At 71.4% G+C, this 26710-nt stretch carries 25 protein-coding genes; 12 read left to right on the forward strand and 13 right to left on the reverse strand.

Annotated elements, in window-relative coordinates:
- Nucleotides 1-19: 19 nt before the first annotated feature.
- The 3 genes from ACZ7LS_RS32535 to tyrS all read left to right on the forward strand — a co-directional run bounded on the left by ACZ7LS_RS32535 (nt 20) and on the right by tyrS (nt 4349).
- Entirely contained in the window at nt 20-1543 is a 1524-nt protein-coding gene (locus tag ACZ7LS_RS32535) for a TldD/PmbA family protein (protein ID WP_382529049.1), read from the forward strand.
- 82 nt (nt 1544-1625) lie between these two features.
- A complete protein-coding gene (locus tag ACZ7LS_RS32540; protein WP_385135388.1) occupies nt 1626-3023 on the forward strand; it encodes a metallopeptidase TldD-related protein in 1398 nt (465 codons plus the stop codon).
- Nucleotides 3024-3080: 57 nt separating this feature from the next.
- Entirely contained in the window at nt 3081-4349 is a 1269-nt protein-coding gene (tyrS, locus tag ACZ7LS_RS32545) for a tyrosine--tRNA ligase (RefSeq protein ID WP_382529055.1), read from the forward strand.
- Nucleotides 4350-4447: 98 nt separating this feature from the next.
- Here tyrS and ACZ7LS_RS32550 read toward each other — a convergent pair whose 3' ends face one another.
- Nucleotides 4448-4735 (reverse strand): GlsB/YeaQ/YmgE family stress response membrane protein, encoded by a 288-nt coding sequence (locus ACZ7LS_RS32550; RefSeq protein WP_382674365.1) that lies wholly within the window; start codon nt 4733-4735, stop codon nt 4448-4450.
- A 226-nt stretch (nt 4736-4961) separates the two neighbouring features.
- Here ACZ7LS_RS32550 and ACZ7LS_RS32555 point away from each other — a divergent pair, with 226 nt between their 5' ends.
- Entirely contained in the window at nt 4962-5324 is a 363-nt protein-coding gene (locus tag ACZ7LS_RS32555) for a DUF3099 domain-containing protein (RefSeq protein ID WP_382529167.1), read from the forward strand.
- 231 nt (nt 5325-5555) lie between these two features.
- A complete protein-coding gene (locus tag ACZ7LS_RS32560; protein WP_382529170.1) occupies nt 5556-5831 on the forward strand; it encodes a hypothetical protein in 276 nt (91 codons plus the stop codon).
- Here ACZ7LS_RS32560 and moaA read toward each other — a convergent pair.
- From moaA to ACZ7LS_RS32575, 3 genes are all read right to left on the reverse strand, one after another.
- Nucleotides 5814-6806, reverse strand: a complete 993-nt coding sequence (moaA, locus tag ACZ7LS_RS32565) for a GTP 3',8-cyclase MoaA (RefSeq protein WP_382674368.1) — start codon at nt 6804-6806, stop codon at nt 5814-5816. The two genes, ACZ7LS_RS32560 and moaA, sit on opposite strands and share 18 nt — an antisense overlap.
- A 215-nt stretch (nt 6807-7021) precedes the next feature.
- Nucleotides 7022-8653: a solute symporter family protein gene (locus ACZ7LS_RS32570; protein WP_382529173.1), complete on the reverse strand. Its 1632-nt coding sequence runs from the start codon at nt 8651-8653 to the stop codon at nt 7022-7024.
- Nucleotides 8654-8670: 17 nt separating this feature from the next.
- Nucleotides 8671-9066 (reverse strand): DUF485 domain-containing protein, encoded by a 396-nt coding sequence (locus tag ACZ7LS_RS32575; RefSeq protein WP_382529063.1) that lies wholly within the window; start codon nt 9064-9066, stop codon nt 8671-8673.
- 265 nt (nt 9067-9331) lie between these two features.
- Here ACZ7LS_RS32575 and ACZ7LS_RS32580 point away from each other — a divergent pair, with 265 nt between their 5' ends.
- From ACZ7LS_RS32580 to ACZ7LS_RS32605, 6 genes are all read left to right on the forward strand, one after another.
- A complete protein-coding gene (locus ACZ7LS_RS32580) occupies nt 9332-10882 on the forward strand; it encodes a S8 family serine peptidase (RefSeq protein WP_385135391.1) in 1551 nt (516 codons plus the stop codon).
- A gap of 168 nt (nt 10883-11050) precedes the next feature.
- Complete coding sequence (locus tag ACZ7LS_RS32585; RefSeq protein ID WP_385135392.1) at nt 11051-14140, forward strand: NACHT domain-containing protein; 3090 nt, start codon at nt 11051-11053, stop codon at nt 14138-14140.
- Between the two features lie 106 nt (nt 14141-14246).
- A complete protein-coding gene (locus ACZ7LS_RS32590) occupies nt 14247-15353 on the forward strand; it encodes a DEDDh family exonuclease (RefSeq protein ID WP_382674377.1) in 1107 nt (368 codons plus the stop codon).
- Between the two features lie 69 nt (nt 15354-15422).
- Nucleotides 15423-16226: an SURF1 family cytochrome oxidase biogenesis protein gene (locus tag ACZ7LS_RS32595; protein WP_382674380.1), complete on the forward strand. Its 804-nt coding sequence runs from the start codon at nt 15423-15425 to the stop codon at nt 16224-16226.
- Between the two features lie 42 nt (nt 16227-16268).
- Nucleotides 16269-18053 (forward strand): glycoside hydrolase family 15 protein, encoded by a 1785-nt coding sequence (locus ACZ7LS_RS32600; RefSeq protein ID WP_382529077.1) that lies wholly within the window; start codon nt 16269-16271, stop codon nt 18051-18053.
- A 4-nt stretch (nt 18054-18057) separates the two neighbouring features.
- Nucleotides 18058-18813, forward strand: coding sequence for an SDR family oxidoreductase (locus tag ACZ7LS_RS32605; RefSeq protein WP_385135395.1), 756 nt, complete (start codon nt 18058-18060; stop codon nt 18811-18813).
- A gap of 71 nt (nt 18814-18884) precedes the next feature.
- Here ACZ7LS_RS32605 and amaP read toward each other — a convergent pair whose 3' ends face one another.
- The 5 genes from amaP to ACZ7LS_RS32630 form a co-directional block, all read right to left on the reverse strand.
- Nucleotides 18885-19463, reverse strand: coding sequence for an alkaline shock response membrane anchor protein AmaP (gene amaP, locus ACZ7LS_RS32610; RefSeq protein WP_382529176.1), 579 nt, complete (start codon nt 19461-19463; stop codon nt 18885-18887).
- 10 nt (nt 19464-19473) lie between these two features.
- Entirely contained in the window at nt 19474-20124 is a 651-nt protein-coding gene (locus tag ACZ7LS_RS32615; protein ID WP_382529083.1) for a DUF6286 domain-containing protein, read from the reverse strand.
- Nucleotides 20121-20477 (reverse strand): Asp23/Gls24 family envelope stress response protein, encoded by a 357-nt coding sequence (locus tag ACZ7LS_RS32620; protein ID WP_382529085.1) that lies wholly within the window; start codon nt 20475-20477, stop codon nt 20121-20123. The genes ACZ7LS_RS32615 and ACZ7LS_RS32620 overlap by 4 nt, the downstream gene beginning before the upstream one ends.
- Nucleotides 20474-20665 carry a hypothetical protein gene (locus tag ACZ7LS_RS32625; protein ID WP_030353762.1) on the reverse strand — a complete coding sequence of 64 codons (192 nt, stop codon included), beginning with the start codon at nt 20663-20665 and terminating at the stop codon, nt 20474-20476. Before ACZ7LS_RS32625 ends, ACZ7LS_RS32620 begins: the two co-directional genes overlap by 4 nt.
- Before the next feature lie 61 nt (nt 20666-20726).
- Nucleotides 20727-21218: an Asp23/Gls24 family envelope stress response protein gene (locus tag ACZ7LS_RS32630; protein ID WP_382529088.1), complete on the reverse strand. Its 492-nt coding sequence runs from the start codon at nt 21216-21218 to the stop codon at nt 20727-20729.
- A gap of 94 nt (nt 21219-21312) precedes the next feature.
- Here ACZ7LS_RS32630 and ACZ7LS_RS32635 point away from each other — a divergent pair, with 94 nt between their 5' ends.
- On the forward strand, nt 21313-22128 hold the full coding sequence (locus ACZ7LS_RS32635) for a hypothetical protein (RefSeq protein WP_385135396.1): 816 nt from the start codon (nt 21313-21315) through the stop codon (nt 22126-22128).
- A gap of 35 nt (nt 22129-22163) precedes the next feature.
- Here ACZ7LS_RS32635 and ACZ7LS_RS32640 read toward each other — a convergent pair whose 3' ends face one another.
- From ACZ7LS_RS32640 to ACZ7LS_RS32655, 4 genes are all read right to left on the reverse strand, one after another.
- The gene (locus ACZ7LS_RS32640; RefSeq protein WP_382529093.1) at nt 22164-22955 is read right to left on the reverse strand and encodes an enoyl-CoA hydratase/isomerase family protein; all 792 of its coding nucleotides are present in this window, start codon (nt 22953-22955) and stop codon (nt 22164-22166) included.
- A 130-nt stretch (nt 22956-23085) separates the two neighbouring features.
- Complete coding sequence (locus ACZ7LS_RS32645) at nt 23086-23307, reverse strand: helix-turn-helix domain-containing protein (protein WP_006123601.1); 222 nt, start codon at nt 23305-23307, stop codon at nt 23086-23088.
- A 387-nt stretch (nt 23308-23694) separates the two neighbouring features.
- On the reverse strand, nt 23695-25293 hold the full coding sequence (locus ACZ7LS_RS32650) for an ABC-F family ATP-binding cassette domain-containing protein (RefSeq protein ID WP_382674388.1): 1599 nt from the start codon (nt 25291-25293) through the stop codon (nt 23695-23697).
- A 98-nt stretch (nt 25294-25391) separates the two neighbouring features.
- Entirely contained in the window at nt 25392-26495 is a 1104-nt protein-coding gene (locus tag ACZ7LS_RS32655) for a hypothetical protein (RefSeq protein ID WP_385135398.1), read from the reverse strand.
- Nucleotides 26496-26710: the final 215 nt, after the last annotated feature.

A 26710-nucleotide genomic window follows, 5' to 3' on the forward strand; every position in this document is an offset into this window, starting at 1 on the left:
TCGACGACAGGAGACATCAGTGCCTCATTCCATCGACGAAGCCTTCACGGCGCTGCCGCTGCGGGCGCTCGCCGACGCCGCGCTCGCCAGGGCGCGGGCGCTCGGCGCCGATCATGCCGACTTCCGCTTCGAGCGGGTGCGCGGCGCGGCCCTGCGGCTGCGGGACGGCAAGCCCGCAGGCTCGTCGGACACCACGGATCTCGGTTACGCGGTCCGGGTGGTGCACGGAGGTGCCTGGGGCTTCGCGTCCGGGGTCGATCTCTCCATGGACGCGGCGGCGCGGGTCGCGGGACAGGCCGTGGCGATGGCCAGGCTGTCCGCGAAGGTGATCGCCGCCGCCGGCTCGGACGAGCGGGTCGAGCTGGCCGAGGAGCCGGTGCACGCCGAGAAGACATGGGTGTCGGCGTACGAGATCGACCCGTTCGAGGTGCCCGACGAGGAGAAGACCGGGCTCCTGGCGGAGTGGAGCGGGCGGCTGCTGCGGGCCGGGGGCGTCGCGCATGTGGACGCCTCGCTGCTCACCGTCCATGAGAACAAGTTCTACGCGGACACCGCGGGCACGGTCACCACCCAGCAGCGCGTCAGGCTGCATCCGCAGCTCACCGCCGTGGCGGTGGACGGCGAGAGCGGCGAGTTCGACTCGATGCGCACGATCGCCCCGCCCGTCGGCCGGGGCTGGGAGTACCTCACCGGGACCGGCTGGGACTGGGACGCCGAGCTGGAGCGCATCCCCGGGCTGCTCGCCGAGAAGATGCGCGCGCCGAGCGTCGAGGCGGGCACGTACGACCTGGTCGTCGACCCGTCCAACCTGTGGCTGACGATTCACGAGTCGATCGGCCACGCCACCGAGCTGGACCGGGCGCTGGGGTACGAGGCGGCGTACGCCGGGACCTCGTTCGCCACGTTCGACCAGCTGGGGAAGTTGGCGTACGGCTCCTCGGTGATGAACGTGACGGGAGACAGGACCGCGGAGCACGGTCTCGCCACCATCGGGTACGACGACGAGGGCGTCGAGGCGCAGTCGTGGGACCTGGTCAAGGACGGCACGCTCGTCGGCTACCAGCTGGACCGCAGGATCGCGAAGCTCACCGGCCTCGGCCGCTCCAACGGCTGCGCGTACGCGGACTCGCCGGGCCATGTGCCCGTCCAGCGCATGGCGAACGTGTCGCTGCGGCCGGATCCGGGCGGGCTGAGCACGGACGATCTGATCGGCGGGGTGGAGCGCGGGATCTATGTGGTCGGCGACCGGTCGTGGTCGATCGACATGCAGCGCTACAACTTCCAGTTCACGGCGCAGCGCTTCTTCCGTATCGAGAACGGCAAGCTGGCGGGCCAGCTGCGCGATGTCGCGTACCAGGCGACGACCACGGACTTCTGGGGCTCGATGGAGGCGGTCGGCGGACCGCAGACATATGTGCTGGGCGGCGCCTTCAACTGCGGCAAGGCCCAGCCGGGACAGGTGGCGGCGGTCTCGCACGGCTGCCCCTCCGCCCTGTTCCGCGGCGTCAACATTCTGAACACCACGCAGGAGGCGGGACGATGAGCGGGACGACCGCTATCGGCCGGGGGTCCGGGGGGCGGCCCCCGGGACAGCACAGTCTGAACACCACGCAGGAGGCCGGACGATGACCACCAGCTCTGTCAGCAAGCCGCACGAGATCGTCGAGCGCGCCCTCGAACTGTCCACCGCCGACGGCTGCGTGGTCATCGCCGATGAGCAGTCCTCGGCCAATCTGCGCTGGGCGGGCAACGCGCTGACCACCAACGGGGTCACCCGGGGCCGGACGCTCACCGTCATCGCGACCGTCGACGGCTCGCAGGGCACCGCGTCCGGTGTGGTGTCGCGCTCCGCCGTCACCGCCGCTGATCTGGAGCCGCTCGTACGGGCCGCCGAGGCCGCCGCGCGCGCGGCCGGGCCCGCCGAGGACGCGCGGCCCCTGGTCGGTGGCGGGCAGGTGTCCGGGGACTTCACCGACGCGCCCGCCGAGACCACCTCCGCCGTCTTCGCGGACTTCGCGCCCGCGCTCGGTGAGTCGTTCGCCCGTGCCCGCGCCGGCGGCCGTGAGCTGTACGGGTTCGCCAACCACGAGCTGACCTCGACCTATCTCGGTACGTCCACGGGCGTACGGCTGCGCCACGACCAGCCCAGCGGGACGCTGGAGCTGAACGCCAAGTCGCCCGACCGCACCCGGTCGGCCTGGGCCGGCCGGTCCACCCGCGACTTCAAGGACGTGGACCCGGCCTCCCTCGATGCCGAGCTGGCACAGCGGCTGGTCTGGGCGGAGCGGAAGATCGAGCTGCCCGCGGGCCGGTACGAGACGCTGCTGCCGCCGACCGCCGTGGCCGATCTGGTGATCTACCAGCTGTGGTCGTCGTCCGCCCGTGACGCGGCGGAGGGCCGTACGGTCTTCTCCCGCCCCGGCGGCGGCACCCGCGTCGGCGAGAAGCTCTCCGAGCTGCCGCTGACCCTGCGCAGCGATCCGCACGAGCCGGGCCTGGAGTCCGCGCCGTTCGTGATCGCGCACTCCTCCGGGGACGACGCGTCCGTCTTCGACAACGGTCTGCCGCTGGCGGCGACGGACTGGGTGCGGGACGGCGAGCTGGCGCATCTGATCACCACCCGGCACAGCGCCGGGCTGACCGGGCTGCCGGTCGCGCCCGGCATCGGCAATCTGGTGCTGGAGGGCGGGGGCGAGCGTTCGCTGGAGGAGATGGTCGCGGACACCGGGCGCGGGCTGCTGCTGACCTGCCTCTGGTACATCCGCGAGGTGGATCCGGCGACGCTGCTGCTCACCGGGCTGACCAGGGACGGCGTCTATCTCGTCGAGAACGGCGAGGTCGTCGGCGAGGTGAACAACTTCCGGTTCAACGAGTCGCCGGTCGATCTGCTGTCGCGGGCCTCGGAGGCCGGACGCACGGAGAAGACGCTGCCGCGCGAGTGGAGCGACTGGTTCACCCGGGCCGCGACGCCCGCCCTGCGTATCCCCGATTTCAATATGAGCTCGGTCAGCCGGGGTGTATGACCCCCATACACTGGCCGGTAGTACATATCAGTGAACCGTTCGAGGAGAGAGACGACCGTGACGGACATCGTCGACGAGCTGAAGTGGCGCGGGCTGTTCGCCCAGTCCACTGACGAGGACGCTTTGCGCAAGGCGCTCGCGGACGGTCCCGTCACGTTCTATTGCGGCTTCGATCCCACGGCGCCGAGCCTGCATGTCGGACACCTCGTGCAGGTGCTGACCGTACGCAGGCTCCAGCGGGCGGGGCACCGGCCGCTGGCGCTGGTGGGCGGGGCCACCGGGCAGATCGGTGACCCCCGGCCGACCGCCGAGCGGACGCTGAACGACCCGGAGACGGTCGCCGGCTGGGTGCGGCGGCTGCGGTCCCAGATCGAGCCGTTCCTGGACTTCGAGGGTCCGAACGCGGCGACCATGGTCAACAACCTGGACTGGACCGCGTCGCTGTCCGCGATCGAGTTCCTGCGGGACATCGGCAAGCACTTCCGGGTGAACAAGATGCTCACGAAGGACTCCATCGCCCGCCGGCTGGAGTCCGACGAGGGCATCAGCTACACCGAGTTCAGCTACCAGCTGCTCCAGAGCATGGACTTCCTGGAGCTGTACCGCCGCTACGGCTGTGTCCTCCAGCAGGGCGGCAGCGACCAGTGGGGCAATCTGACCGCCGGTCTCGATCTGATCCACCGCCTGGAGCCGGGCGCCACCGTGCACGCGCTGGCGACGCCGCTGATGACGAAGGCGGACGGCACCAAATTCGGCAAGACCGAGGGCGGGGCGGTCTGGCTGGACCCGGAGATGACCACGCCGTACGCGTTCTACCAGTTCTGGCTGAACGTGGACGACCGTGACATCTCCGCGTACAGCCGCATCCTCAGCTTCAGGAGCCAGGCGGAGCTGGAGGAGCTGGAGCGGGCGACCGCGGAGCGTCCGCAGGCCCGCGCGGCCCAGCGGGCGCTGGCGGAGGAGCTGACGACACTCGTCCACGGCGCCGGTCAGTGCGCGGCGGTCGTCGCGGCGTCCCGGGCGCTGTTCGGGCAGGGTGAGCTGGATGAGCTCGACGAGGCGACGCTGAGCGCGGCGCTCTCCGAGCTGCCGCGCGCCGAGGTCGCCGAGCCGGCGTCGGTGACCGACCTGTTCGCCGAGACGGGGCTGGCACCGAGCAAGTCGGCGGCCCGCCGTACGGTCAAGGAGGGCGGAGCCTACGTGAACAACGTCAAGGTCTCCGACGCCGACGCGGTACCGGACCGTACGGAGCTGCTGCACGGCCGCTGGCTGGTGCTGCGCAGGGGCAAGAGGAACCTGGCCGCGGTGGAGGTCACCGCGGGCTGACCCGGGATCCGTACGGATACGGCCGGGCACGCGCACGCGTGCCCGGTCGTATCCGTCCCGCCCGGTAGGCGCCGGGGCCGTCCGGGACGTCGCCCCGTTCAGGCTCTCTGCCGGCTGCCCCGCTTGTTGCCGCGGATCGAGGTCCAGAGCATGTTGCCGAAGAAGACGACGACGATGGCCCCGATCAGCTGGAGCACATGACGGGTCCAGTCGACGCCCTTGGTGTCCGCGACACCGATCCAGCCCGCGACCGCGTTGCCGAGGAAGCTGCCCAGGATGCCGCACAGGATCGTCAGCCACAGCGGAATGTGCTGCCTGCCCGGGATGATGGCCCGGGCGAGCAGGCCGAGCACCAGACCCACGATGATGACCCACAACCAGCTCATGGTCGCCTCCTCACGCGGCGCGAAGTGCGCGTGACCGCCAGTCTGGGGCGCTCCGCCATATGGCGCATGTCGGACACCGCCGTACGTGGCGGGACGCCGACGTGGCGGACAGGATGGGACCGCCCCCGCTCTCGTGGCCGCCGCGGCCCCGGCGTACCGTTGTCCACGTCCGGTCCGGGGAGACTTCCGGCGAGCGTCCGGCACAGAATCGGGTGGTGGGAACGTGGTGCGGAAGCGTGGCGGCACGGAGGTCTTCCGGATCACGGGAGCCCGGCAGGGACTCGCCGAGGATGTGCGCGGCCGGCAGCGCCGGTATGTGATCTCGATGTCCGTACGGACGCTCGCGGTGATCGCGACCGTGGCGCTGTGGAACGTGGAACGGCCGGTCGCGATCGTGACGCTCGTGCTGGGGGTGCTGCTGCCGTACGTGGCCGTGGTGATCGCCAACGCGGGCCGGGAGAACGTCACTTCGCTGCCCTCGACCCATATCGCGCCACCGGCCCGTAGAATGATCGCGCCCCCTGTGGAACCTGCCGTGGCGGACACCGGCCCCACGGCCGCCGAAGGGGACCGGCCAAGCGGTCCGTAACACTCCGCGAAGCTCAAGAAAAGCTCAGATCAATCGTGAAGTTCCGGTGCACGGCACCCCGTTGCCCGTGACATACTTTAAAGGCGCTCCGCATCCCCCGTCGGAGCGACGGACCGACGCCGGGCAGCTCCCCCCGTGGCTGCCCGGCGTCGCCATTTCCGGTGACGGAATGTGTCTTAGGGTGGTCAGGTGAACTTCCCCGGCTCCCCCGATGCCCCCGGCTCTCCCGGCCTGCCCGGCTTTCCCGGTCTCCCCGGTTCTCCCGGCGCTCCGGAGGACGCCGCCGGCGACCAGGCCCCGGTCTGTTCCGCCAAGGGGTGCCGCGCGCCCGCCGTGTGGGTCCTCGCCTGGAACAACCCCAAGCTGCACACGCCCGAGCGCCGCAAGACCTGGCTGGCCTGCGACGAACACCGCGAGCACCTCTCCTCGTTCCTGGGGATGCGCGGTTTCCTGAAGGACGTCGTGGAACTGACCGAGTGGGAGCGGAACTCAGCCACCGATCGCTGACATCGGCCGCTCCGGCTGGAGGAACGCCTCCGGATCGTCCAGCCCGGAGCCGGCCTTCTTGCCCCACATCGCCGTCTTCCAGAGCGCGGCGATCTCCTCGTCGGGCGCGTCGGAGCGCAGCGCGCCCCGCAGGTCCGTCTCCTCCTGGGCGAACAGGCAGGTACGGATCTGTCCGTCGGCGGTCAGCCGCGTACGGTCGCAGGACTGGCAGAACGGGCGGGTGACGGACGCGATCACGCCCACGCGGTGCGGGCCGCCGTCCACGACCCAGCGCTCGGCGGGCGCCGAGCCCCGTACGGAGTCCTCCTCCTCGGCGAGCGCGAAGCGCGTGCGCAGCGAGTCGAGGACATCACCGGCCGTTATCATGCCGTCGCGCTTCCAGCCGTGCTGGGCGTCGAGCGGCATCTGCTCGATGAAGCGCAGCTCGTAGTCGTGCTCCACGGCCCAGGCGAGCAGATCGGGGGCCTCGTCGCCGTTCAGTCCCGGCATCAGGACGGTGTTGACCTTGACCGGGGTCAGCCCTGCCTCGTGGGCCGCGCGCAGTCCGTCCAGCACGTCCTGGTGCCGGTCACGGCGGGTGAGGGCCTTGAAGACGTCGGGGCGCAGCGTGTCGAGCGAGACATTGACCCGGTCGAGACCGGCCGTCCGCAGCGCGGCGGCCGTCCGCTTGAGCCCGATGCCGTTGGTGGTCAGCGACATCCGAGGGCGCGGCTCCAGCGCCGCGCAGCGCTCCACGATCCCGACGAGACCGGGCCTGAGCAGCGGTTCACCGCCGGTGAAGCGGACTTCCGTGATGCCCAGCAGCGTCACGGCGATACGGATCAGCCGGACGATCTCGTCGTCGCTGAGCAGATCCGATTTGGTGAGCCACTGAAGGCCCTCTTCCGGCATGCAGTACGTGCACCTGAGATTGCATCGATCCGTGAGCGAGACGCGCAGGTCGGTGGCGATGCGACCAAAGGTGTCGACAAGCATTCCGGGTCACCTCCCTGATCGGATCCGACACGTTGAGCCTACGTCAGACGAATGACATCGCCAGGGCCCGTATGTCACGAGGAGCGGCAAGGCCGCATCGTAGGACTCTACGATGCGGCCTTGATTCTGTATACCGTCTACAGAATCCGCTGTGCTTCAGCGGGCGGCCCTCCGGCGAGGCGGTGCGCTCTCGGGAGGCAGCGCGCCGCCGGGGGTCAGTGCGCCGCCGTGCCGGTCAGGGATTTGACCTCCAGCTCGGCGTACTTGCCCTTGTCCGGCTCCTCCTTCGACAGCACGGTGCCCAGCCAGCCCAGCAGGAAGCCCAGCGGGATCGAGATCAGCCCCGGGTTCTCCAGCGGGAAGAAGTGGAAGTCCACACCCGGGAACATCGAGGTGGGCTTGCCGGAGACGACCGGTGAGAACAGCACCAGCAGTACGGACGAGGCCAGACCGCCGTAGATCGACCACAGGGCGCCCTGGGTGGTGAACCGCTTCCAGAACAGGCTGTAGAGGATCGTCGGCAGATTGGCCGAGGCGGCGACGGCGAAGGCGAGCGCGACCAGTCCGGCCACGTTCAGATCGCGGGCGAGGGCGCCGAGCGCGATGGAGACGATGCCGATGGCGACGGTCGCCCAGCGGGCCGCGCGGACCTCCTCCTTCTCGGTCGCCTGTCCCTTGCGGATGACATTGGCGTAGATGTCGTGCGCGAACGACGACGAGGACGCCAGGGTCAGTCCCGCGACGACCGCGAGGATGGTGGCGAAGGCGACCGCGGAGATCACCGCGAGCAGGATCGCGCCCCCGGTGGAGTCGGCGCCGCCGCCGATCTCCAGGGCGGCCAGCGGCGCCGCCGTATTGCCCGCCTTGTTGGAGGCGATGATGTCGCCGGGCTTGAGCAGGGCGGCCGCGCCGAAGCCGAGCACGATGGTCATCAGGTAGAAGGCGCCGATGATGCCGATGGCCCAGATGACCGACTTGCGGGCGGCCCTGGCGGTCGGCACCGTGTAGAAGCGGATCAGGATGTGCGGCAGCCCCGCCGTGCCGAGGACGAGCGCGATGCCCAGCGAGATGAAGTCCAGCTTGGACGTCTCGGTGGCGCCGTACTTGAGACCGGGCTCCAGGAAGGCCGCGCCCTTGCCGCTGTTGCTCGCCGCCGTGCCCAGCAGGTCGGAGAGGTTGAAGCTGAACTTCCACAGGATCAGGAAGGTGATCAGCAGGGTGCCCGCGATGAGCAGCACGGCCTTGACCATCTGGACCCAGGTGGTGCCCTTCATCCCGCCGATCGTGACGTACACGATCATCAGCAGGCCGACCAGCGCCACGATGGCGATCTTCCCTGCGTCGCTGGTGATCCCGAGCAGCAGGGAGACCAGCACGCCCGCGCCGGCCATCTGCGCCAGCAGGTAGAAGATCGAGACCACGATGGTGGAGGTGCCCGCGGCGGTACGGACGGGCCGCTGGCGCATGCGGTACGCGAGGACGTCGCCCATCGTGTACCGGCCGGAGTTGCGCAGCGGCTCGGCGACGAGCAGCAGCGCGACCAGCCAGGCGACCAGGAAGCCGATGGAGTACAGGAAGCCGTCGTAGCCGAAGAGCGCGATGGCGCCGGCGATCCCGAGGAAGGACGCGGCGGACATGTAGTCGCCGGAGACCGCCAGACCGTTCTGGAAGCCGCTGAACTGGCGGCCGCCCGCGTAGAAGTCGGAGGCGCTCTTGGTCTGGCGGCCGGCCCAGACGGTGATGACGAGCGTCGCCACGACGAAGAGGCCGAAGAGCGTGATGATCAGCGGCCGGTGCTCGCTGGCGTCCGCGGCGGCGGCGAGCTGCTGCTGGACCGGGTGACTCATGAGGGGGAGCGACTGGCTCATGCGTCGGCCTCCATGCGCGACTTGATGACGTCCGCCTTCGGGTCGAGCTTGCGCGACGCGTGCCGCGCGTAGAACCAGGCGATGAGGAAGGTGGTGACGAACTGCGCGAGGCCGAGGATCAGGGCCACGTTGATGTTGCCGAAGACCTTGGTGCCCATGAAGCCGCCCGCGTAGTTGGACAGCAGGACGTACAGCAGGTACCAGGCGATGAAGGCGACGGTCAGCGGGAAGGCGAAGGAGCGGTACGTACGGCGCAGTTCGCCGAATTCCGCGCTCTCCTGCACCTCGACGAACTGGGCCGTCGTGGGCTGCGGCGTCGTGGACCGGTCCGGCGTTGACTGGGCTGGGCTGGTGACCTTGCCGCCCACGGGCGGCGGTGCATCGGAAGCCACGGAATCTCCTCGTGACGCGGGTGCGGTGGGGTGGGGCATCAGGGACAACCTCACAGGGGGTGCGGATGTGCTGGTCCCCCTGACAACGGCACGGAGAGCATGGCGACGCGGTTCAACACCGGGCTTTTTCTTCCAGTTTCTTCCAAAAATGATTCGGGAAGTGATTGATGGCCGGGGATCATCAGCGATAGCTTCACTGGTCATGTCCCCGTCCACGCGCACGCCTGCGCGCGGACGGTTCTTTCACGGATGATGTGGAGAACCCATGACTCATCTGGGATCCAGACGGCGGCGCATGCTCGCTCTGCCCGCAGGTCTGGCGCTCACCGTCTCGCTCGGCTTCCTGCCGACCGGTACGGCCACGGCCGCGACGGCGGCGGACGGTGTCCCCGCCGCCGCGGTCGCGACGGACGGCCCGAAGCTGTCCTACGTCGTCAACACCAGCGGCGGACGTTCCACCGTCTCGTCGGTCAAGAAGGCGATCGTCGCGGCGGGCGGCGCGATAGTGACCTCCTATGACCAGATAGGCGTCATAGTCGTCACCTCGCAGAACCCCGAGTTCGCGAGGACCGTCCGCAAGGCCAGGGGCGTCGAATCGGCCGGTGCCACCCGCACCGCGCCGATGGCCGCGCAGTCCACGACGGACGTGGGCGCCCCGACGGTGCTGTCCGACGAGGAGGTCGCCGCCGCCACGGCGAAGGCCGCGGCGAACAAGGCCGCCGACCAGGACCCGCTGGAGCCGTTGCAGTGGGACCTGCCCGCCATCAAGGCGGACAAGGCACACGAGAAGTCGCTCGGCAGCAGAAACGTCACTGTCGCGGTCATCGACACGGGTGTCGATGACACCCACCCGGACATCGCGCCGAACTTCGACCGCGCGGCCTCGGTCAACTGCGTCGGCGGCAAGCCGGACACGACCGAGGGCGCCTGGCGGCCGGGCACGGGCGAGAGCCCGCACGGCACGCATGTCGCCGGCGAGATAGCCGCCGCCAAGAACGGCGTCGGTGTCACCGGTGTCGCGCCGGGTGTGAAGGTCTCCGGCATCAAGGTGTCCACACCGGCCGGGTTCTTCTACACCGAGGCCGTCGTCTGCGGCTTCGTCTGGGCCGCCGAGCACGGCGTCGACGTGACGAACAACAGCTACTACACCGACCCGTGGTACTTCAACTGCAAGAAGGACCCGGACCAGAAGGCCCTGGTCGAGGCGATCTCCCGGGCCACCCGGTACGCCGAGAAGAAGGGCGCGGTCAACGTCGCCGCGGCGGGCAACGAGAACTACGATCTCGCGTCCGACTCGATCACCGACCCGTCCAGCCCGAACGACACCACTCCGGGCGACCGCGTCATCGACCCGTCCGAGTGCCTCGACATCCCCACCCAGCTGCCGGGTGTGGTGACCGTCGCGGCCACCGGCGCCAAAGGTCTGAAGTCCTCGTTCTCCAACTACGGTCTCGGTGTCGTCGACATCGCGGCCCCGGGCGGCGACTCCACGAGGTACCAGACCCCGGCCCCGCCCGCGGTCAGCGGCTCGATCCTCGGCCCGCTGCCCGGCGGCCGGTACGGCTACATGAGCGGTACGTCGATGGCCTCCCCGCACGTCGCGGGCGTCGCGGCGCTGCTGAAGTCGACCCACCCGTACGCCTCGCCGCTGGTGATCAAGGCGCTCCTGTCGCTCCAGGCCGACGACACCGCCTGCCCGACGCCGTACGACATCGACGGCGACGGAGAGGTCGACGCCGTCTGCGAGGGCGGCAAGCGCTACAACGGCTTCTACGGGGCGGGTCTTGTCGACGCCCTGGCGGCGGTGCTCAAGTAACCACTGGTGCCGCTGGGTGCCCTGAGCACCGAGCGCCGTAACGCCGTAACGCCGTACGAAGCGCGGGCCGTCCTCCGGGGCGGCCCGCGTCCGTAAGGGCCGACGGGAAGGCCGTGCGGCGCCGTACGATCCTGTGCACGGCCGGCGCACGGGGGAGGAACGGGCTCAGTGAGCACGGAAGTTGTGGTGGCACGTCTCGCGGGTACGGTCATGGGCGCGATCACCAAGTCGCTGCTGACCCCGAAGCCGGGCGCGGGCCTCGTGGCCGCCCCCGTACGCCCCCTGCCGAAACCCGCGTCGCCCGACCGGCTGGCGAAGGTGCTGGCCCGCCGGCTCAAGGACGCCCACGCGCGGCTGCCCGAGAACGAGCGGCTGGCGGCGGTCGAGGCGGTACGGTCCGCCTTCGCGGCGGCGGGCGAGCTCGGCCCGGACCGGCTCTTCGCCCTGGAACTGGACCCGGCGCGGCTGCGCGAGGAGCTGCGGACAGCCCATCCCGGCCCCGGCGAGGACCTCTACCTGGAGCTGCTCGGCCTCTGCTGCGCGCATGTGGTGGAGCAGCTGACGGCACACCCCTCGTTCGCGGCGCGGGCCGCGGTGGAGCAGACACGGGCCGCGGGCCGGACGCGCGAGCTGGTGGAGGACGTACGGGACCGGGTCGGGCCGCGCCCGGAGGCGGCGGAGCTGGGCTTCGAACAGCGGTACGCGGACTTCGTGACGGCGACCCAGGGGCGGCTGGAGCTCTTCGGACTGACGCTGGGCCGGACCGCCAACGAGTGGCCCCTCGACACCGCGTACATCAGCCTCGCCGTCAGCGGCGGCGACCCCCAGCCGTACCGGGAGGACCTCGGCCTGCCGACGGCCCCCGGCCGGGGGCCGGTCAAGGCGGAGCAGGCCCTGACCGGAGCCCGCCGGGTGGTGCTGCGCGGCCCGGCGGGCTCGGGGAAGAGCACGCTGGTGCAGTGGCTGGCGCTGAACGCGGCCCGGCGCGGCTTCCCGCCCGAGCTGGCCGACTGGAATGTGTGCGTACCGTTCGTCCTGCGCCTGCGCGCGTTCACGACGGCCGACGAACTCCCCCTGCCGGAGGACTTCCTGCGCGCCTCGGGCGTGCCGCTGCACGGTTCCGCACCGGCGGGATGGGCGGAACGGCTGCTGACCGGAGGCCGGGCGCTGGTGCTGGTGGACGGCGTGGACGAGGTCCCGACGCGGCTGCGCAGCCGTACGGAGACCTGGCTCCGCTCGCTCATCGCGGCGTTCCCCGAGGCGCGGTACGTGGTGACGACACGCCCCTCGGCGGTCCCGGAGGACTGGCTGACGGGCCACGGTTTCACGGCGCACTCGCTGCTGCCGATGGAACGGGACGACATCCGCGCGTTCGTCGCCCACTGGCACGACGCGGCACGCCAGGAATGCCCGCCCGACGCCGCGCTCCTCGACACGTACGAACGGTCTCTCGTGCAGGCCGTCACGGGACGGCGGGACCTGGGCAGGCTGGCGACCAATCCGCTGATGTGCGCGCTGCTGTGCGCACTGAACCGCGACCGCAGGATGCGACTGCCGCGAGCGCGCAAGGAGTTGTACGACGCCGCCCTGGACCTGCTGCTCGTACGCCGGGACACCGAGCGCGAGGTGGTGGGCGTCGAGGGTGTCGACCTGACGCGCGATGAGCAGACGGCGCTGCTCCAGCGGCTGGCGTACTGGCTGATCCGCAACGGCCAGGTGGAGGCGGGCCGCGACGAGGCCGTGGAGATGGTCGGCGAATGGCTGGCCGCCATGCCCCAGGTGGCGGGTGACGCGGAGCAGGTGTTCGCGCATCTGCTGATCCGCAGCGGTCTGCTGCGCGAACCGGTGCCGGGGGCGGTCAGCTTCGTCCACCGCACCTTCCAGGACTACTTGGGCGCGAAGGCGGCGGTCGAGGCGCGCGACTTCGGCGTGCTGGTGCGCCACGCGCACGACGACCAGTGGGACGACGTGGTCCGGATGGCGGTCGGGCACGCGCGGGCGGACGAACGGGTGCGGCTGCTACGGCAGTTGCTGCGGCGGGCCGACAAGGTGCGGCGCCACAGGAACAGGCTGGTGCTGCTGGCGGCGGCCTGTCTGGAGCACGCGCCGGAGCTGGATCCGGCGATCAGGACGGAGATCGAGGAGCGGACGGGCGAGCTGGTTCCGCCACGGGGGATCGAGGAGGCGGAGGAGCTGGCGAAGGCCGGTGAACTGGTGCTGGAGCTGCTGCCGGGGCCGGAGGGGCTGGACGAGGGGAGTGCGGCCGCGGTGGTACGCGTCGCCGCGCTGGTGGGAGGCGATGCCGCGCCGGAGGTGATCTCGCGGTTCCAGGAGGACGTCAGGGACGAGGTCGGCTCTCAGGTGTCGTTCGCGTGGGGAGCGTTCGACACCGAGCGCTACGCGCGGTCGGTGCTGGCCGCGAGGGACTGGTCGGACTCGTATCTCCGCGTGCGCACGGAGGAACAGCTGCGGGCTCTGCGGCTGCTTCCCGGAGTCCGTCTCGTCGATCTCATCGGCCCCTTCGCCGATCTGTCGCCCTTGCGTGTGCTGGACGACCTCAGCACGCTGTCGCTCACGGACAATCCGGCGCTGACGGACCTCTCCACGCTGACGGACATCCCCTCGCTCTTCGGCCTGCTGCTGAACGACTGTACGGCGCTGCGGGATCTGTCCCCGCTGGTGGAGTCGGCCATGCAGGTGCTCCTCCTGCGTGGTGAGCGCACCGAGGTCGGTCTCGACCAGCTGCGGCGGATGGACCGGATCACAGGTCTGATGCTCGACTACGCCGTCCCGGCGAGGAGCGTCGGGGAGCTTTCCCTCGGTCCTCGACTGGACAACCTGATGCTGTTCCAGAGGGCCAATCACCTGGCGATGGAAGGGATCGACGGCTTGCCGGGGCTCCGGAAACTGACTGTCTCCGGCGAACGTCAGATCCATGAACTGGCCGACCTGCCGCACCCTCTCCCCTTGCGGTCGCTCAGCCTGTGGTGGGTGAACGCCCTTGCTCTCGACTGGATCGGCGGCTGGGATTCGCTCACCGATGTCGCCATCACGGGATGCGCCTTGGCCGGGGGACTCGATTCGCTGGCAGAACTCCCCGAGCTGAGGCGTCTCCAGCTGACGGTCTGCACGCACAGCGAGGGCACCATCGACCTGTCCCCGCTGGCCGGCCGGGAGGACCTGGTCATCACGGTGACCGACGACACCCCGGTACGCGGCGAGGAAGCTTTCGCCCCCGGCCGGATCGTCTGGGAGTAGACCCCTGCCCCTGTAAGGCTCTTGACGGAACGACGGCCCGGCCCCCGGCCGTGGCCGGTCCTCGCCGACCGGGCTGTGGGACTGTCAGTCGCGGCCCGTATTCTCTGTGACCATGCTCGACGACCATACGACCGCAGCGACATGGCCGACCGCCTACCCCGAGGGGTACGCGGTCGTCGACGTCGAGACCACCGGACTCGCCCGCGACGACCGGATAGTGTCCGCAGCCGTCTATCGCCTGGACGCCCGGGGCGATGTCGAGGACCACTGGTACACGCTGGTCAATCCGGAGCGGGACCCGGGGCCCGTGTGGATCCATGGACTGACGAGCGACGTCCTGGAGAGCGCCCCGCTCTTTCCCGAGATCGCCGGTGAACTGGCCGCGCGGCTCGACGGGCGGGTGCTCGTGGCGCACAACGCGATCTTCGACTGGTCGATGATCGCCCGGGAGTACGCGCGCGCGGAGCGGACCGCGCCCACCCGGCAGCGGCTGTGCACCATCGCGCTCTCCAAGGAGCTGGGGCTCCCGCTGCCGAACCACAAGCTGGAGTCGCTCGCCGCGCACTTCGGTGTCGTGCAGCAGCGCGCGCACCACGCGCTGGACGACGCGCGGGTGCTGGCCGAGGCGTTCCGCCCGAGTCTGCACGCGGCGGCCAGGGGCGGCGTACGGCTCCCGCTGCTGGAGTGCCGGCCGCTCACGGAGTGGTCGGACACCCCGGCGCTGCCCCGGGTCGGCTATCAGTCCTCGTACCGGCAGACGAGCTGGCGGCCCTCGCGCAAGCGGCCCCCGTGCCCGTATCCGAACCCGGGCCGGTACGTACCGGGCGAGCGGCTGGCGCAGGGGATGCGGGTGGCGTTCTCCGGTGACACCTCGGTCGACCGCGAGCTGCTGGAGGACCGGGCCGTGGAGGCGGGGCTGCATGTCGCGACGAGCGTGTCCCGGCTGACCAGTCTGCTGGTGACGAACGACCCGGGGGCGTCGACGTCCAAGACGGTCAAGGCCGCGTCGTACGGCACGCCGGTCATCGACGAAGCCGCGTTCACCCAGCTGCTGCGTGACGTGGTCCCGGCGCCCGGCGCGTCCGTCCCGGCGCCCGCCTCCCCCGCCTCCCCCGTCCCGTCCGTCGCCGCGTCGTCCGCTTCCGCCGCCGCGGGGACGGCTTCGGTCCCCGCGTCCACCTCGGTCCGCGCCGCCACGTCCTCGGACGGGTGACAGGGACGCGGCGGCGCGCACCCACCCCCCGCCGGATCCGCCGGGCACCCGCCGGGTAACGTCGAAGGCGTGTACCGCTTCCTGTTGTCCCGGCAGTGGGTGATCCTCACCCTCCTCGCCCTCGCCCTCATCCCCGCGATGATCGAGCTGGGTTTCTGGCAGTACCACCGCCATGAGCACAAGGTCGCCCAGAACGCGCTGATCTCGGGCAACCTCGACGCGAAGCCCGTCCCGGTCACGGAGCTGACGGCCCCCGGGCACACCGTCCCGCGCTCCGACTACTGGCGCCGTGTCACCGCCACCGGCACGTTCGACCCCGCGCACGAGGTCGTCGTACGCCGCAGGACCTCCATCGACGACCAGGTCGGCTTCCACGTCCTGACCCCGTTCATCCTGAAGGACGGCCGCGCGCTCATCGTGAACCGCGGCTGGATCCCCTTCGGCGACGACCAGCGTGCCTTCCCCGACATCCCGGCGGCGCCCAAGGGCGAGATCACCATCACCGGCCGGCTGAAGGCGGACGAGACGTCGGCGAGCAGCGGTATCAAGGACCTGCGGGACCTGCCGCCCCGCCAGGTCATGCTGATCGACAGCGCGCGGCAGCAGGAGGGGCTGGGCCGTACCGTCCTCGGCGGCTACATCGAGCAGATCTCCCCCGTACCGGCCGGCGGCGGCCCGGAGCAGATCCCGAACCCCGACGACGGTTCGATCGGGCCTCATATGGCGTACGCGGTGCAGTGGTGGCTGTTCGTCGCCGCCGTCCCCGTCGGCTATGTCATTCTCGTACGCCGTGAGCTCCGCGACCGCGCGGCGGCGAAGGCCGGGCGGAGCGGCGCCGACGCGGAATCCGCGCAGGAACCCGCGGCCGTCTGACACCGCTGCTTAACGCCCGCGCGGTACGGGAACAGCCCTGGCGTGACCCAACACATCGAGGACTACGCGCTGATCGGCGATCTCCAGACGGCCGCCCTGGTCGGCCGGAACGGCTCCATCGACTGGCTGTGCCTTCCTCGCTTCGACTCGGCGGCCTGCTTCTCCGCGCTGCTCGGGGGCGAGGAGAACGGCCACTGGCGGCTCGCCCCCACCGGCGGGCGTACATGTACGCGGCGCGCCTATGTGGGTGACTCGCTGGTGCTGGAATCCGTGTGGGAGACCCGTACCGGCACGGTCAAGGTCACCGATTTCATGCCGCAGCGCGACAGGGCGCCCGAGATCATGCGGATCGTGGAGGGGGTCAGCGGCTCGGTGGACATGAGTGCCACGATCCGGCTGCGCTTCGACTTCGGCTCGGTGGTGCCCTGGGTGCGGCGGGAGGGGGCCCATCACGTGGCGATCGCCGGCCCCGACTCCGTCTGGCTGCGCAGCGAGCCCTCGGTCAAGACCTGGGGTCAGCACTACAGCACACGGTCGTCGTTCACCGTCGGCGCGGGCGAGAAGGTGGCGTTCGTCCTCACCTGGCACCCGTCGCACAAACCGCGCCCGCCGCGCGTCGATCCGCATGTGGCGCTGGCGCGCAGTCTGGAGGACTGGGAGAGCTGGGCGGGGCGCTGCCGCTACCACGGCCCGCACCGCGCGGCCGTCATCCGTTCCCTGATCACGCTCAAGGCGCTCACGTACGGCCCGACCGGCGGGATCGTCGCCGCCCCCACCACCTCCCTGCCGGAGGAGCTGGGCGGTGTACGCAACTGGGACTACCGCTACTGCTGGCTGCGCGATTCCACGCTGGTCCTGGAGGCGCTGCTGTCGGTCGGCTATCTGGAGGAGGCGGCGGCCTGGCGCGACTGGCTGCTGCGCGCGGTCGCGGGCGACCCGGCCGATCTCCAGATCATGTACGGACTCGGCGGCGAGCGGCGGCTGCCGGAGAACGAACTGCCGTGGCTGCGGGGGTACGCGAACTCCGCGCCCGTCCGTACCGGCAACAACGCGGTCGACCAGCTCCAGCTGGATGTGTACGGCGAGGTGATGGACTCGCTCAATGTGGCGCGCACGGCGGGTCTCCCGGCGCAGCCGCACGCCTGGAACCTCCAGCTCAGTCTGCTGGGCTTCCTGGAGTCGAAGTGGCGCGAGCCGGACGAAGGCCTGTGGGAGGTGCGCGGGCCGCGCCAGCACTTCGTGCACTCCAAGGTGATGGCGTGGGTCGCCGCCGACCGGGCCGTACGGACGCTGGAGGACAATCCGTCGCTCAGCGGGGACGTCGGGCGCTGGCGCGCGATGCGGGACGAAGTGCACCGGGAAGTGTGCGAACGGGGCTTCGACGCGGAGCGGAACACCTTCACGCAGTCCTACGGCTCCGCCGACCTGGACGCGGCGACGCTGCTGATCCCCCGGGTCGGCTTCCTGCCGCCGGACGATCCGCGGGTCGTCGGCACGGTCGACGCGGTACGGGCCGAGCTGGGGCACGGCGGCCTGCTGCGCCGCTACAGCTCGACGGGGCCCTCGGTGGACGGGCTGCCGGGCGGTGAGGGAACGTTTCTGGTCTGCTCGTTCTGGCTGGTCGACGCGCTCCATATGACGGGGCGTACGGAGGAGGCGACGGAGCTGTTCGAGCGGCTTCTCGCGCTGCGCAACGACGTCGGGCTGCTGGCGGAGGAGTACGACCCGGTGGCGCGGCGGCAACTCGGCAACTACCCGCAGGCGTTCAGCCATATCGGGCTGGTGGTGACCGCGTTGACCCTCGCCGGGGCCGGCACGGCAGGATAGGACCATGGATCTTGGACTGAAAGACCGCGTATACGTTGTCACCGGCGGATCGCGAGGGCTGGGCCGCGCGGCGGCGGAGGCGCTCGCCGCGGACGGGGCGAAGGTCGTCATCTCGGGCCGCGACGAGAAGCGTGTCGCCGAGGCCGCCGCGGAGATCGGCCCCGGCGCGTACGGGGTGGCCGCCGACAACGCCGATCCGGCGGTCGCGGGACAGCTGATCGCCACGGCCAGGGAGCGGTTCGGCCGCTTCGACGGCGTCCTGATCAGTGTCGGCGGCCCGGCGCCGGGGTCCGCCGCGGACAACACGGACGAGCAGTGGCGGACGGCGTTCGAGTCCGTCTTCCTGGGCGCGGTACGCGTCGCCCGCGAGGCGGCGGCCGAGCTGGACGAGGGCGGGGTCATCGGACTCGTGCTGTCCTCGTCCGTCTACGAGCCGGTCCCCGGCCTCACCATCTCCAACGGCCTGCGGCCGGGCCTGGCCGGCTTCGCGAAGTCCCTGGCGAACGAGGTCGGCCCGCGCGGGATCCGGGTGCTGGGCCTGCTGCCGGCGCGTATCGACACGGACCGGGTCCGGGAACTCGACGCGCTGTCGGGCGACGCGGAGACGGCGCGGGCGGCGAACGCGTCCCGGATTCCGCTGCGGCGGTACGGGAGGCCGGAGGAGTTCGGGAAGACGGCGGCGTTCCTGCTGTCGCCGGCGGCGTCGTATCTGACCGGGGTGATGCTGCCGGTGGACGGCGGCGCGCGGCACGGCTTCTGACGCGTACGTACGGGCTCGGGCGGACCCGTCCCGGTCCTGTCCCGGGCCCGTGCGCCGCGGCGCACGGGCCGTCAGCTCACCCTCTCCGCCCCATGCCTCACCGCACGCAACCGCACCTCCGCCGGCAGCTCCCGCAGCCCGGCCGACCGCCGCGCGCGCTCCAGCGCCTCCGCCGTCAGCAGGTTCAGTGTGCCGCCCGGTGCCGCGTGGGGCTCCATGAGGAGACGTACGCGGGCGGACGGGGCGGTGCGGCGGCCCGTGAGGCGTACGCGGGCGCGGGCCACACCGTCCAGGAACTCCGCGTCGTCCTCGACAGCGCTCTCCAGCGCCCGCCCGCGCAGCAACGCGCCCTCGCCGTCGCCGCTGTCGACCAGCACCTCCGCCATCCTGGCCCGGCGCAGCTGGGCGAGGAACCACCACAGGGCCAGCACGACCAGCACCGCCAGGGCCGCGATGACGACCGGCCACCACCAGCCCTGATCGCGCCAGCGCTCGCGGTCGGCACGGCTCAGCAGCACATCGTGCCGGCCGCTCCACGGCCACCAGGACGGCACCGCCCAGTCCAGCCCGCGCGCCAGCACGCCGCCCCCGGCGCAGAGCAGCGCCAGACCGAGCAGGGCCAGCAGTACGCGGTTGACGACCCGGATCATCGCCGTCACCTCACCTCTTCTTGACGGGCCTGCGGACACGCATCGTCAGCGCGGGCGCCCGGTCGAGGCCCAGTTCGCGGATGCCGGCGCGGAGCGCCCTGTCCAGGTCGTCCCGTACGTCGTCGAGTTCACGGAAGTGCGAGAGGGCCCGCACCTTCACCTTGGAGCGGCTCACCCGTACCCGCGCGGACTGCACGCCCGAGACCTCCATGGCCCGGTCGCGCAGCGTCAGCGCGGCGGCGACGCGGTCGATGCCGGCCCGTACCAGCGGGGAGTGGCGGCGCATGGGCAGCAGTCCGCGCAGGCCGGGGGTGAGGGCGAGCACGAGCAGCCACAGTCCGAGCGCCATCGCGACGCAGGCGGCGACCAGCACCCAGGGCTCGTCGAGCGGCTGCCTGGCCAGCTGGTCGGCGAGTGCGCGGCGCCAGTACATCGCGCGCTGACCGGCCCGTACCGCCGCGATGTCGTAGAGCGGCAGCCCCGCCGCGCCGAGAACGACCAGCGCGGCCAGCGCCGCGGGGATCCGGCGCGTCGACCAGAAGCGTCCGGCCCGTCGGCCGTCGTCGTCCGACAGCGTGGGCCTGGGCTCGTGCGGCGCGCCGGGGTCCGACGGGTCCCTTTCCCGTACGCCGCCGGCCCCCTCGGGCGCGGGCACGCTCATCGGAGCCTCCCCCGCGCCGCGAGTCCCGACCGGTCGGAGTACAGCCGCTCCACCCGCACCACCACCTCCGGCACGTCCATGTCCGCCAACGCCCTGATCCGCTGGACGACGCTGAGACGTACGGCGCCGCACTGCCGGCCGATGTCGGTCGGATACTCCAGCTCCACACCGATCCGCACCCGCGCGCTGTCGTGGCGGACCGTGACGGTGGCGTGCGGCGCGGCGCCGCCTTCCGGTACGCGGTCCAGCGCTTCCCGGGCCGCCTGTGCGGCGATCTTCGCGATGACCCGGTCGGCGATCGTGGTCGCTCCGCGCTCGCCGGCCGCCACCCGTTCAACGGCCACGCGCGTCACCGCCGCCGGTCGTCGCGGTCGCGGCTGCGGAAGAGGTCGCCGGGTTCGAGATCGCCGTCCAGGAAGCGCCCGGCCACGAACCCGATCACACCCAGCGCGGCCACCAGCACAAAGGCTCCGAAGCCGCCGAAGTATCCGGCGAATCCGAGCGCCATACCGGCCAACAGGCCGACCACCGCCATGCTCATGTGCCGCTCCTCTTCCACTGCGCTGCCGGTCGCGTACGGTGCCTCACGCCACATACGGACGTTACTGGAGCCGGGTGTCCGACTCTTCGTCATCTTCCTCGTCGGGCAGCTTCACGTCACTGACCGCGATGTTGACCTCGACGACCTCAAGTCCCGTCATCCGCTCGACCGCCGCGATGACGTTCTCCCTTACGACGGCGGCGACTTCGGTGATCGAGACTCCGTAGTCGACGACGATCTCCAGGTCGAGCGCCGTCTGTACCTCTCCGACCTCGGCCTTGACGCCGCGGCTGACGGACTTGGTGCTGCCGGGGACCCGGTCGCGCACGGCGCCGAACGTGCGGGACATCCCGCTGCCCAGGGCGTGCACGCCGAGGACGTCGCGCGCCGCGAGCCCGGCGATCTTCTCCACCACGCCGTCGGCGATGGTGGTACGGCCACGGGAGGCGGGGGGCCCGCCGCCGCGCTTGGTGACGGGGCTGCTTCCCCCCTCGTCGGCCGACGGCTTCCTGCCTGACGGCGCGGACTGGTTACGGGGTGCGGTGTCTGACATCGCCATTCGTTCCTTCCCGGGCGGTGGTGGACTCCGCTGCCCACATTAGGTGCGCTTGCCGCATCCCGCCGCGTGGATACGGCAGGCTGGAGGAATGACGACTGCGCACAGCTCCGATGGGCTCGGCACCGACGGATGGACGGCCGCGGTACGACAACAACTCGGCCTGGGCAGGCTGCTGCCGCTGGGCGGGCCGCGGGACGGCGCGTGGCTGTCGGAGCGCGCGGCGGCGGACGAACTGCGGCTGGCCGCCGCGGAGGTGACGGGTGCCGTGCTGGGGCGGCTGCGGCTCTCCCTGGCCGATCCGGAAGGAGCCGGCCGGCCCGCCGTGCCGCCCCCGCCCAGCGCGCTGCCGCCCGGTCCGCTGCGTATCGACGGGGAGTTCGCCGCGGGTCCCGCCGAGCCGCTGCCCGCCGTGGCGGAGCGGCTGCGCGAGGTGCTGTTCGCCTGTGCGACGGAGCGGCTGGGGCTACGGGTCGCGGAAGTCGATCTGCGCGTGACGGCCCTGCTCGGTCCCTCCGGGGAGGCCGCGGAGGGACCACCGGCCGGGATCGCGGCGGGCGCTGGGCCGGACGGGGGACGGCCGGCCGCGGTACGGGCCGCCGCCCCGGAGGGTGAGCCGGAGTCGCTGGCGTCGGCGGTCCCGGGCGTCGCGTATCCGACCAGGACGCTGGGCGGCGCGGCGGCCGCCACCGGGGGGCATGTACGGGTGGAGATGGCGACGGCTGCCGGGCACCGCCCGCTGGAGGTGGCGCGGGCGGTTCGGGCGCGGCTCGCGGCGGCGCTGCCTGGCGCGCCCTCGGTGGCCGTACTGATCACGGCGGTGGGCCGGAAGGATGAGACAGCGGCGCGGCGAGACCCCGCGAGGGCGCGCGGGCAGGGCCGGCGGTCCGCGCGGACGGACCCATGAGTCTCCGCACGGACAGGGCCCGTATGCCGGGCCCGTCAGTCGGCGAGGCCCGCCAGGTCCCGCAGCCGGCGGCTCTGTGCGGCGCGCTCGGCGGCACGCTGGGCCTCGAAGGTACGGCCGGACGCGCCCTGGAGGAGCGCCTTCGTCTCGATCAGCGCGTCCCGTGGCGCGGCCAGCAGCGCGCCCGCCAGATCGCTTGCCGCCGCGTCGAGTTCGTCGGCGGGCACCACCAGGTTGGCGAGCCCCGTGCGCTCCGCCTCCTCGGCCTGTACGAAGCGGCCCGTGGCGCAGATCTCCAACGCGCGGGCGTAGCCGACCAGTCCGGCCAGGGGGTGGGTGCCGGTGAGGTCGGGGACCAGGCCGAGGCTCGTCTCGCGCATGGCGAACTGTACGTCGGACGCGACGACTCGCAGGTCACAGGCGAGGGCCAATTGGAAGCCGGCCCCGATCGCATGCCCCTGAACGGCCGCGATCGACACGATGTCGGGACGGCGCAGCCAGACGAACCCGTCCTGATACCCGGCGATGGCCGCGTCGAGGTCCTCGTCGGATTCCCGCGCGAGATCCAGGAAGGACGGCTCGCCGTCGAACCCCTCGGGGGTGAACGCCTGCCGGTCGAGTCCCGCGGAGAAGGACTTGCCCTCGCCCCGCAGTACGACGACCCGCACGCTGCCCGGCAGTGACCTTCCGGCTTCCGTCAACGCCCGCCACAGAGCGGGAGACTGGGCGTTGCGCTTCGCCGGGTTGGTCAGTGTGACCGTGGCAACCGCGTCCTCGATGGTGAGCCGTACGCCGTCCTTGTCGAGTACTGATTCGAGCGAAGTCATGGGGCGCCTCCGGTTCGGGCAGTCAGGGAAACCAAGCTAAGTGACTGCACAGTAACCACCTGGGCGATCGTCCGATCGCCTCGGGTGGCCACCATCCGAACCGGTGGCCAGGAGGAGTCGCGCTCGGTCGTCAGGCCGATGCGGCCTTCTTGCCTCGCGTCGCTCCGCCGCGTCCCCGCAGCGTGACTCCGGACTCGCTGAGCATGCGGTGGACGAATCCGTAGGAGCGGCCGGTTTCCTCGGCCAGCGCCCGGATGCTCGCACCGCTGTCGTATTTCTTCTTCAGGTCTGCCGCGAGCTTGTCGCGCGCGGCGCCGGTTACCCGGCTGCCCTTCTTCAGAGTCTCGGCCACCCGTGCCTCCTCATGGGAAGTGCGCTCTGGACTTCTCATGATCACCCCTCGCGGGCTTCCTGGCCACCCATTCGGCAAGGTCCGCACGACAAGCTTTGCCCGGCTCCAGGCTTCGAGCACGACCGGAATCGCGTATTCCCTACATGATCACCGGCACCTTTGCCCAAAGCTCCGGGCGAAGTGCCAGGTCAGGGCCTGCGCGCCGGAGCCGGCGCGGATCATGGTGCGGCCGTCCCGATCCGTCACGCACCACGCCGTGATACGAGACGCACTCACACAGATGAGGGATCACTGTTGAGCCGAAATGATCCATATGGAGTCGATCACGCGCGTGGATCATGTGCTCGGGCCGGCGACGGGGTGCTCGGAGACTCGGGGCGGGGGTGCTCAGGCGAGCGCGACCAGATCCGCGTAGTCCGCTCCCCAGAGGTCCTCGACCCCGTCGGGCAGCAGAATGATCCGCTCCGGTTCCAGCGCGTGGACCGCGCCCTCGTCGTGGGTGACGAGGATGACCGCTCCCTTGTACGTGCGGAGCGCGCCGAGGATCTCCTCGCGGCTGGCCGGGTCCAGGTTGTTCGTCGGCTCGTCGAGCAGCAGCACGTTCGCGGAGGAGACGACCAGGGTGGCCAGCGCCAGCCGGGTCTTCTCACCACCGGAGAGCACCCCGGCCGGCTTGTCGACATCGTCCCCGGAGAAGAGGAAGGAGCCGAGGGTCTTGCGGACCTGGACCAGATCGAGGTCGGGGGCGGAGGACCGCATGTTCTCCAGGACGGAGCGGTCCGGGTCGAGGGTCTCGTGCTCCTGCGCGTAGTAGCCGAGCTTGAGACCGTGCCCGGGGGTCACCTGCCCGGTGTCCGGTTTCTCGACCCCGGCCAGCAGCCGCAGGAGCGTGGTCTTGCCCGCGCCGTTGAGGCCGAGGATGACGACCCGGGAGCCCTTGTCGATGGCGAGATCGACATCGGTGAAGATCTCCAGGGAGCCGTACGACTTCGACAGCCCCTCGGCCGTCAGCGGGGTCTTGCCACAGGGCGCGGGCTCGGGGAAGCGCAGCTTGGCGACCTTGTCGGACTGGCGCACCTCCTCAAGACCGGACAGCAGCCGCTCGGCGCGACGGGCCATGTTCTGCGCGGCGACGGTCTTGGTGGCCTTGGCGCGCATCTTGTCGGCCTGCGAGTTCAGGGCCGAGGCCTTCTTCTCCGCGTTGGCGCGCTCGCGCTTGCGGCGCTTCTCGTCGGCCTCGCGCTGCTGCTGGTAGAGCTTCCAGCCCATGTTGTAGACGTCGATCTGCGAGCGGTTGGCGTCCAGGTAGAAGACCTTGTTGACGACGGTCTCGACCAGTTCGACATCGTGGGAGATGACGATGAAGCCGCCGCGGTACGTCTTGAGGTACTCGCGCAGCCAGACGATCGAGTCCGCGTCGAGGTGGTTCGTGGGCTCGTCGAGCAGCAGGGTGTCGGCGTCCGAGAAGAGGATGCGCGCCAGCTCGACGCGGCGGCGCTGACCACCGGAGAGCGTATGGAGGGGCTGGCCGAGCACCCGGTCGGGCAGCCCGAGCGCGGCGGCGATGGTGGCGGCCTCGGCCTCGGCGGCGTACCCGCCCTTGGTGAGGAACTCCGTCTCCAGGCGCTCGTACTTCTTCATCGCCTTCTCGCGGGTGGCGCCCTGACCGTTCGCCATCCGGTCCTCGTTCTCCCGCATCTTCTTCAGCACGGAGTCCAGGTCGCGCGCGGAGAGGATGCGGTCCCGGGCGAGAACGCCGAGGTCGCCGGTGCGCGGGTCCTGCGGCAGATAGCCCACCTCGCCCGAGCGGGTGATGGTGCCGGCGGCGGGGACGCCCTCGCCCGCGAGGCACTTGGTGAGCGTCGTCTTGCCGGCTCCGTTGCGGCCGACCAGACCGATGCGGTCGCCCTTGGCGATACGGAATGAGGCGGACTCGATGAGGACACGGGCGCCGGCGCGCAGCTCTACGCCGGTTGCGGTGATCACGGAAAGACTCCAGGGCGGTATGGACGGCGGAAGAGGGCAGGCGGAGGAGATTCTTCGACGCCGGCTAATGCACAAGGAGAAATGCCATACGGGTCAGTCTAACGGGGTCGCGCAACTGCTTTCTCTGGCCGGTCTCCCGGACGATGGTCCGGGAACTCTTCCGGGACACCGCTCGGGGGCTCGTTCCGGGGAGCGCCCCGGAGATCGTGCCGGGGGTCGTCGCGGAGGTCGTTGCGGAGCGGGGTGCGGCCCGGCACGATCCGGCCGAGGTCGTCGACCGCCATCAGCTCGGCGGTCCAGTCGGTGTGCCCGGGACAGGGCTGGGCGACCAGCAGGATCCCGGCCGTACGGACGTACCGCCCCGGATCGAAGGCGCAGCCGCGGGCGGCGGGCAGCACCCAGCGCAGATCGCCGTCGCCGGCGCGGAAGGCGACGATGCGCTGCGGGGTGACGACGGCGAGCATGCGCGAGCCGGGTGCGAGGGGCTGGAGGACCCCCGCCGCGCGGCCGGGCCCCGCGGCCAGCCAGTCGGCGAGACCGGGCAGGGCGCGATGCCAGCGGACGGCGGAGCCGGTGACGCGCTCGGTGTCGGTGACCAGGCCGTCGCTCCAGAGGGCGAAGGCGTGGCCGGGCCCCGCGGCGAGGGCGAGCGGGCGGCTGCCGGTGCGCTCATGGACCCAGCGGAGCGTGCCCGAGCCCGGGTCGCGCGCCTCGACGCGGGGGCCCGCCGTGCGCAGGTCCGGCTCCTGTGCGGTGGGTCCTGGCGCCGCGGTGGTGTGCACGGTGAGGCGGTCGTCGAAGGGGAAGTCCCGGGACTGGCGGGCTGCGGTCACCAACGGGACGGCGAGTACGGCGGAGAGGGCCGCGAGGAGGAGGCGGGTACGGCGTCGCGGCCTGTACCGGAAACGGCCCCGCGGGCCGGTGCGCGGGCCGGTGCGGGGGCCGGGACGGCCGGGCCGGGGGCCGGGGCGGCGCGGGGAGCCGCCGGGCGGGAGGGCGGCGCGCGGGGACCCGGCGTCCGGGGTATCGGCGCCCCCGGAACCGGCGTTCGGGGACGCGGCGTTCGGGGACGCGGCGTTCGGGCACACCGTGTGCGGGGTACCGGCGCACCGGGAATCGGCGATCGGGGAACCGGTGTCGTCCTCGGGACCGCCGCGCGCTCCGGCGCCCGGCAGCAGGTCCGGCGCCGTGGTCGTCGGCACAGCCGTCACTGTTCTCCCGTCTGGGGCCTGTCTTTCGGATCTTGCCGGGCTCGCGAGCGTAGTCAGGGGCCGCGCGAGCGGGGCGGTGGGGGGGGGGGGGGGAGGGGGGGGGGGGGGGGGGGGCCCCCCCCCCCCCCCCCCTCTGTCCCCCGAGGAAGCCCCCCCCCCCCAAAGGCGAAGAAAAAGCGATCAACAAAAGGGAATCCCCGTCGACG

This window comes from Streptomyces sp. NPDC039430 (assembly GCF_055639435.1).